The organism is Baia soyae (assembly GCF_004341445.1).
GTDB lineage: Bacteria > Bacillota > Bacilli > Thermoactinomycetales > Thermoactinomycetaceae > Baia > Baia soyae.
Genome location: NZ_SLXV01000035.1, coordinates 25789 through 31926 on the forward strand (window position 1 = coordinate 25789; position 6138 = coordinate 31926).

At 42.0% G+C, this 6138-nt stretch carries 5 protein-coding genes; all 5 read left to right on the forward strand.

Annotated features, from left to right (window positions below; translation table 11 throughout):
* Nucleotides 1-7 precede the first annotated feature (7 nt).
* Nucleotides 8-1129: an RNA polymerase sigma factor RpoD gene (rpoD, locus tag EDD57_RS10765; protein ID WP_072335636.1), complete on the forward strand. Its 1122-nt coding sequence runs from the start codon at nucleotides 8-10 to the stop codon at nucleotides 1127-1129.
* A gap of 220 nt (nucleotides 1130-1349) precedes the next feature.
* Nucleotides 1350-2489, forward strand: a complete 1140-nt coding sequence (locus EDD57_RS10770; RefSeq protein WP_131849450.1) for an acyl-CoA dehydrogenase family protein — start codon at nucleotides 1350-1352, stop codon at nucleotides 2487-2489.
* Between the two features lie 174 nt (nucleotides 2490-2663).
* Nucleotides 2664-3263 (forward strand): GNAT family N-acetyltransferase, encoded by a 600-nt coding sequence (locus tag EDD57_RS10775; RefSeq protein ID WP_243649519.1) that lies wholly within the window; start codon nucleotides 2664-2666, stop codon nucleotides 3261-3263.
* 87 nt (nucleotides 3264-3350) lie between these two features.
* On the forward strand, nucleotides 3351-4451 hold the full coding sequence (hppD, locus tag EDD57_RS10780; protein WP_131849452.1) for a 4-hydroxyphenylpyruvate dioxygenase: 1101 nt from the start codon (nucleotides 3351-3353) through the stop codon (nucleotides 4449-4451).
* 110 nt (nucleotides 4452-4561) lie between these two features.
* The gene (locus EDD57_RS10785) at nucleotides 4562-6034 is read left to right on the forward strand and encodes a M1 family metallopeptidase (RefSeq protein ID WP_131849453.1); all 1473 of its coding nucleotides are present in this window, start codon (nucleotides 4562-4564) and stop codon (nucleotides 6032-6034) included.
* Nucleotides 6035-6138 lie beyond the last annotated feature (104 nt).

Consider the following 6138-nt stretch of genomic DNA (forward strand, 5'->3'; position numbering starts at 1 on the left):
ACCTACTTTGGCGAAAGAACAAAATGTCGATACGGAATTAGAATTTACTCTTGAACAATTAAAAAGCCAACTTACAGAGTTAGGAAAAAAACAAGGCTTTTTAAGCTATAAGACCATTATGGAAAAGTTATCTAGTTACGAACAAGATTCGCAACAGGTAGATGAGTTCTTTGAAACACTAAATGAGCAAGGGATTGATGTAATTAACGAAGGTCAAGATGATGAAGATCCCTTTAAATTTAATGCTTCAAATAATACAGAGGATCCATATGTCGATGATCTGAGTGTCCCACCAGGGGTTAAGATCAATGACCCTGTTCGCATGTACTTAAAAGAGATTGGCCGTGTTCCTCTCTTATCCGCTGAAGAGGAAGTCAAACTCGCTACTCGTATAGAAGAGGGCGATGAAGAAGCAAAACGCCGTCTCGCAGAAGCTAACTTACGCTTAGTTGTGAGTATTGCGAAAAGATATGTTGGACGTGGGATGCTCTTTCTTGATTTAATCCAAGAAGGAAACATGGGACTTATTAAAGCAGTTGAGAAATTTGACTACCGAAAGGGATTCAAATTTAGTACTTACGCAACATGGTGGATCCGCCAAGCGATTACACGTGCGATTGCGGACCAAGCACGTACCATTCGGATCCCTGTGCATATGGTTGAAACCATTAATAAATTAATACGTGTCAATCGCCAGTTACTTCAAGAATTAGGTCGCGAGCCTTCTCCAGAAGAGATTGCAAACGAGATGGGGCTTACTCCAGAGAAAGTCCGTGAGATTCAAAAGATTGCCCAAGAGCCAGTATCGCTGGAAACACCGATTGGGGAAGAAGATGACTCACACTTAGGCGACTTTATCCCAGATGATGATGCACAAGCACCAGCAGAGGCAGCAGCCTATGAGTTATTAAAAGAGCAGTTAAAAGATGTATTAGATACTCTTTCTGAGAGAGAAGAGAATGTACTTCGACTTCGTTTTGGTCTTGACGATGGAAGAACTCGCACACTAGAAGAGGTTGGTAAGGTTTTCGGTGTTACTCGGGAACGTATTCGTCAGATTGAAGCAAAGGCCTTACGCAAGCTTCGCCACCCAAGCAGAAGCAAGCGTTTGAAGGATTTCCTAGAATAAAGATTCCGTCTCTTTTCTTGAGTTCAGATAAATAGCGCCCTTAGGGGTGCTTTTTATTTGGATTGATCTAATTTTATCTTTTTTCATTCCCCAATGCAAATCGGAATCAAGACCAAAATAAGAAGATATGCTAATAATATTGAAAATTATTGAAGTAAACAAACTTATCTGGCTATAATGGACTTGAAAGCGCATACATTCCTTTTTTGGAGGGGACAGCATGAACTATGATTTAACAGCAGAGCAACTTATGATTCGTAATATGATGCGTGACTTTGCAGATGGCGAAGTAGCTCCAGAAGCAGACGAGCGAGATCGCAATAAGGAGTTCCCGCTAGAGATTATGAAGAAGCTAGGGAAATTAGGGATGATGGGACTGCCATTTGAGGAAGAGTATGGAGGTGCAGGTGCAGATACCATTTCTTTTGCGATCGCAGTTGAGGAACTAAGCCGGGTATGTGCTTCTACAGGCATTACTTATTCGGCGCACATCTCCTTGGGTGGTGCTCCGTTGTCGCTATTTGGGACTAAGGAACAAAAAAGAGAGTTCCTCGTACCGATTTGTGAAGGGACGTCCTTAGGAGCGTTTGGATTGACAGAGCCAGGTGCAGGTTCCGATGCAGGAGGAACGATTACAAAAGGAACTCGCACAGAAAATGGTTGGAGCATTACAGGTTCAAAGTGCTTCATTACCAATGCAAGTTATGCGAAGTTTGTAGCCCTTACTGCTAAGACAGAGATGACTGGCTCTTCGAAAGAGATTACGGCGTTTATCGTACCGACAGACGCATCTGGGTTTGAAGTAATAAGCAACTATCATAAGATGGGATTGCATAGCTCCAATACAACAGAATTGGTTTTAGATCATGTAGAGATCGCCGAGGACGCTGTGCTTGGAAAAATAGGGGAAGGCTTTAAACAATTCTTAGTGACCCTTGATGGAGGAAGAATCGGCATTGGTGCTATGGCAGTTGGCATTGCTCAGGGGGCCTATGAATTAGCGCTCAAATATGCAAAAGAGCGTATGCAGTTCGGAAGATCGCTTTCGAAGTTCCAAGTGATTCAACACAAGTTGGCAGATATGGCGATGGAAATCGAGTTAGCGCGGACATATGTATATAAAGCAGCATGGCTAAAGGATCAAAATAGGAAGTATACGACAGAGGCTTCTATATGTAAGTTATACGCATCAGAGATGGCGATGCGCGTCTGTTCCCAGGCCGTTCAGATTCACGGAGGCTGGGGTTATATGCACGATTATAAAGTAGAGAGAATGTTCCGAGACTGCAAATTAGCGGAGATTGGTGAAGGAACGTCGGAAATACAGCGTAACATTATTTCAAGAGAGATTGGTTGTTAGACGTGCAGGCATCTTTGTTATTCACATCTGTCGAGCGATCGTTCGATCAATTCTATTTTCCTCAGTCTTGATAAAAAAATAATCTGTTATAATCCTTGTGATATCGGCTTCCTGTATAATAAATGGGAGACGATATCATTTTTTTGTTTAGATTTTATGAAAAGAGGAGCTAACTTGAGTAAATCCCCCATCCTAAAAGACTTTCCTCATTCATTTGAGACGGAGCGATTAATTATACGTGCTCCTTTGCCTGGTGATGGTTCGGAGATTTGTGAAGCCATGATGGAGACATTGGATATATTACAACTTTGGATGCCTTGGGCACAGCAAAATCCAACGGAAGACGCAGTGGAAGCAAGTGTGAGAAAAGCACACTGTGAGTTTCTAGAAAGAACGGATTTTCGCTTTCACCTATATGAAAAGGATACAAAGATTTTTGTGGGGAGTAGTGGATTACATCAGGTTAATTGGCAGATCCCCAAGTTTGAAATTGGATATTGGTGTAGAAAAAGCTTTATGGGAAAAGGGTACATAACGGAGTCGGTAAGGGGATTAACCGTATTTGCCTTCCAAGTTTTTCATGCAAATCGAATTGAGATTTGCTGTGAAGAGCGCAATATGAAAAGTCGAAAAGTGGCGGAGAGACTTAACTATCAGTTAGAGGGCGTTTTACGGGATGCTAGCATGGATATGCAGGGGAACCTTACAAATAAATGTATATATAGTATGATAGCTGATGATTTTCGTAAGCTTTCATTGCGCAAAAGCGATTGAGCGGCAATGTAATCGCTTGCATAAATAGTTTTATTCAAAGTAAACTGAAAGAGTAGTTGTAAATTTCCGATTAAAGGAGAGATTCAAATGACATCTGATGTACATAAAGACCATCTGCCTATTATCGATGTTGATTATTTGGAGATTTACGCTGGAAACGCAAAGCAGACAGCCTACTTTTTCTGCCAGACCTTTGGTTTCCGCTTAGTCGCTTATAGAGGACTTGAGACAGGAAGTCGTGATAAAGTATCGTACCTATTAGAGCAAGGAAATATCCGCTTACTGGTAAGTGGAGCATACCTTCCAGAGCATGAGATTACGAAGTTTGTAAACCTCCATGGTGATGGAGTTAAAGATATTGCATTTAGTGTAGAGGACGCTGAACTTGCCTTTGAAGAAGCAGTCAAACGTGGCGCTCTAGCGATCCAGTCACCGACGATTGAAGAAGACGACTTCGGGGTTGTGAAGCGTGCCATCATTGGAACATACGGGGATGCGGTTCATTCATTAGTTGAACGGAAAGAGTATAAAGGTGTATTTGCACCAGGCTTTATAGAAGCACCGATGCAGATTCCGAGCAATCCGGCTGATTTAGTAGCCCTCGACCACGTAGTTGGTAACGTGGAAAGTATGGAAGAATGGGTTTCGTACTATGAGCAAGTGCTCGGCTTTAAACAGATGATTCATTTTGATGATGACGATATCAGTACTGAATACTCCGCACTCATGTCGAAAGTGATGACAAGTGGAACAGGTCGTATTAAGTTTCCGATTAATGAGCCTGCAAACGGGAAACGCAAGTCCCAAATTCAGGAATATTTAGATTTTTATCGCGGTGCAGGAGTGCAACACGTTGCTCTCATTACCAATGATATTGTGCATACAGTGGAAGCATTGCGCAAAAATGGCGTGGAGTTTCTCGATACCCCGGGCTCCTATTATGATGAATTAACGGAGCGGGTCGGAAAAATTGATGAGCCACTTGATGAATTACGCCGTCTTAGTATCTTAGTAGACCGTGATGACGAGGGCTATCTATTGCAAATCTTCACGAAGCCTTTAGTCGACCGCCCAACCTTATTTTTCGAGATCATTCAACGTAAAGGTGCTCGTGGTTTTGGAGAAGGGAACTTTAAAGCATTGTTTGAAGCGATCGAACGTGAGCAAGAGCGTCGTGGAAATTTATAGGGCACTTTCTGGAAACAGACTCTGAGGTAGAGTCTGTTTTTATGTATAAACTTTATACGCTTGGGTCACTCTAAGCACAAATATGCCAAAGTTTGAGGTGACCCATCTTTATGAAATTACCCAATCAGAAGATTTTTTCTGTTAGTATATCGGCGATTCTGGTTGCTTTTGCGATGAGTAGTACGTTTCTAAAGTTCAACACAACGGAGTCAAATAAGAATTACGCCGTAGTGGATCGCCCGCATTACCAAATTGATGCTACCTATGATGACCAAAATCAAGTAGTGAAAGGGAAAATGAGGGTTGATTTACCAGAGTTGCGAACGGAGCCTCAGAAAGAAGTTTATTTTCACCTATATCCAAATGTCTTTCAAAATTGGAAGTACAACAAAGAATCGAAACCCGAAAAGCCTGGTTTCATTAAGATACAAAATGTGAAAGTAGATGGAAATGCGGTAAAGCAAGAGGTGCAAAATGAGATCATGAAAGTCTCCTTACCTCAGGAGTTAGGAAAAGGGAAGTCTGCTCGGATTGAGATGGATTACACCTTACAGCTACCAAAAGGGGGGACAAGGCTTAATACCTTTAAACATACAGCCTTCCTTGCACAATGGTACCCTATGCTTTCTGTGAAAGACAAAGAAGGATGGCATAATGAACCTTATACAACCGTTGGTGACCCTTTTTATACGAACATGTCCGATTTTGACGTTACGTTCCATGTGCCAGAGGGATATCAAGTAATCTCGACTGCTAAGGATTCGATTACTAAGAAGGGCGGGGAAATCAAGCTGACGCAACATCAAGTTCGCGATTTTGCCGCTGTCATTACGAAGGATTATCAAGTGGTTCAAGGAAAATCGGGAAATATTCAAGTGAATCTATGGTATCTAGCGGGTATGGATGATGTCAAAGATGAGTTGCATAAAGCAGCGGTTGATGGAATGAAGTTTTTTGGCGAGCGATTTGGTTCGTATCCGTATGAGGAGATCGATGTAGTTCTCGGCGAAACGGGTTATGGGATCGCAGGGATGGAGTATCCGGGATTGGTTACCTCTGTGCCCAAAGCTCCGAGTCTAAAAGGAGAAGTGCCTGCTGTAAATGTGGTGGCGCATGAGCTAGCGCACCAGTGGTGGTACGGTGTGGTTGGTAATAATCAAGCCAAAGAGCCATGGCTAGATGAGGGATTAACGAGTTTCTCTGAATTTCTCTACATGAAAAAACAAAAGGGTGAAAATGGAGAAGAATGGTTAAAAAAAGCGGTGACACGCACAAATCAGATCCACGATTCCCTGCATGTTCATAGTGCTCAGAAGCTTTATGATTACCCTGATGCGGTTTATGGCTTAATGGTTTATCTTCGTCCAACAGCCATGATGTTTGATCTGGTCCGACAGATTGGTGAGGATAAAGTGATGAAAATCATGAGCACGTATTATCAGAAGTTCCAATACCGGACTGCTACAACGAAAGATTTTATCCAAGTTGCCAGCGAGGTATCTGGAAAGGATTTAACATCTTTCTTTGATCAGTGGTTGTACTTTAAAGCAAATGATTCAAAAACCAAAAAATCTGCTTCGTGATGAAGCAGATTCAGACTGCAGACAAACCTCTTCTGAACAACAAGTTTAGAAGAGGTTTTTGTGTGAATTGACTCAAATATCGTTTATGGCGATGGTTTCTCCAT

What these genes read in the sequence shown, in the direction of transcription:
- EDD57_RS10785 (WP_131849453.1), top strand. Translation starts at nt 4,562, where the DNA reads ATGAAATTACCCAATCAGAAGATTTTTTCTGTTAGTATATCGGCGATT.
- hppD (WP_131849452.1), top strand. Translation starts at nt 3,351, where the DNA reads ATGACATCTGATGTACATAAAGACCATCTGCCTATTATCGATGTTGAT.
- EDD57_RS10770 (WP_131849450.1), top strand. Translation starts at nt 1,350, where the DNA reads ATGAACTATGATTTAACAGCAGAGCAACTTATGATTCGTAATATGATG.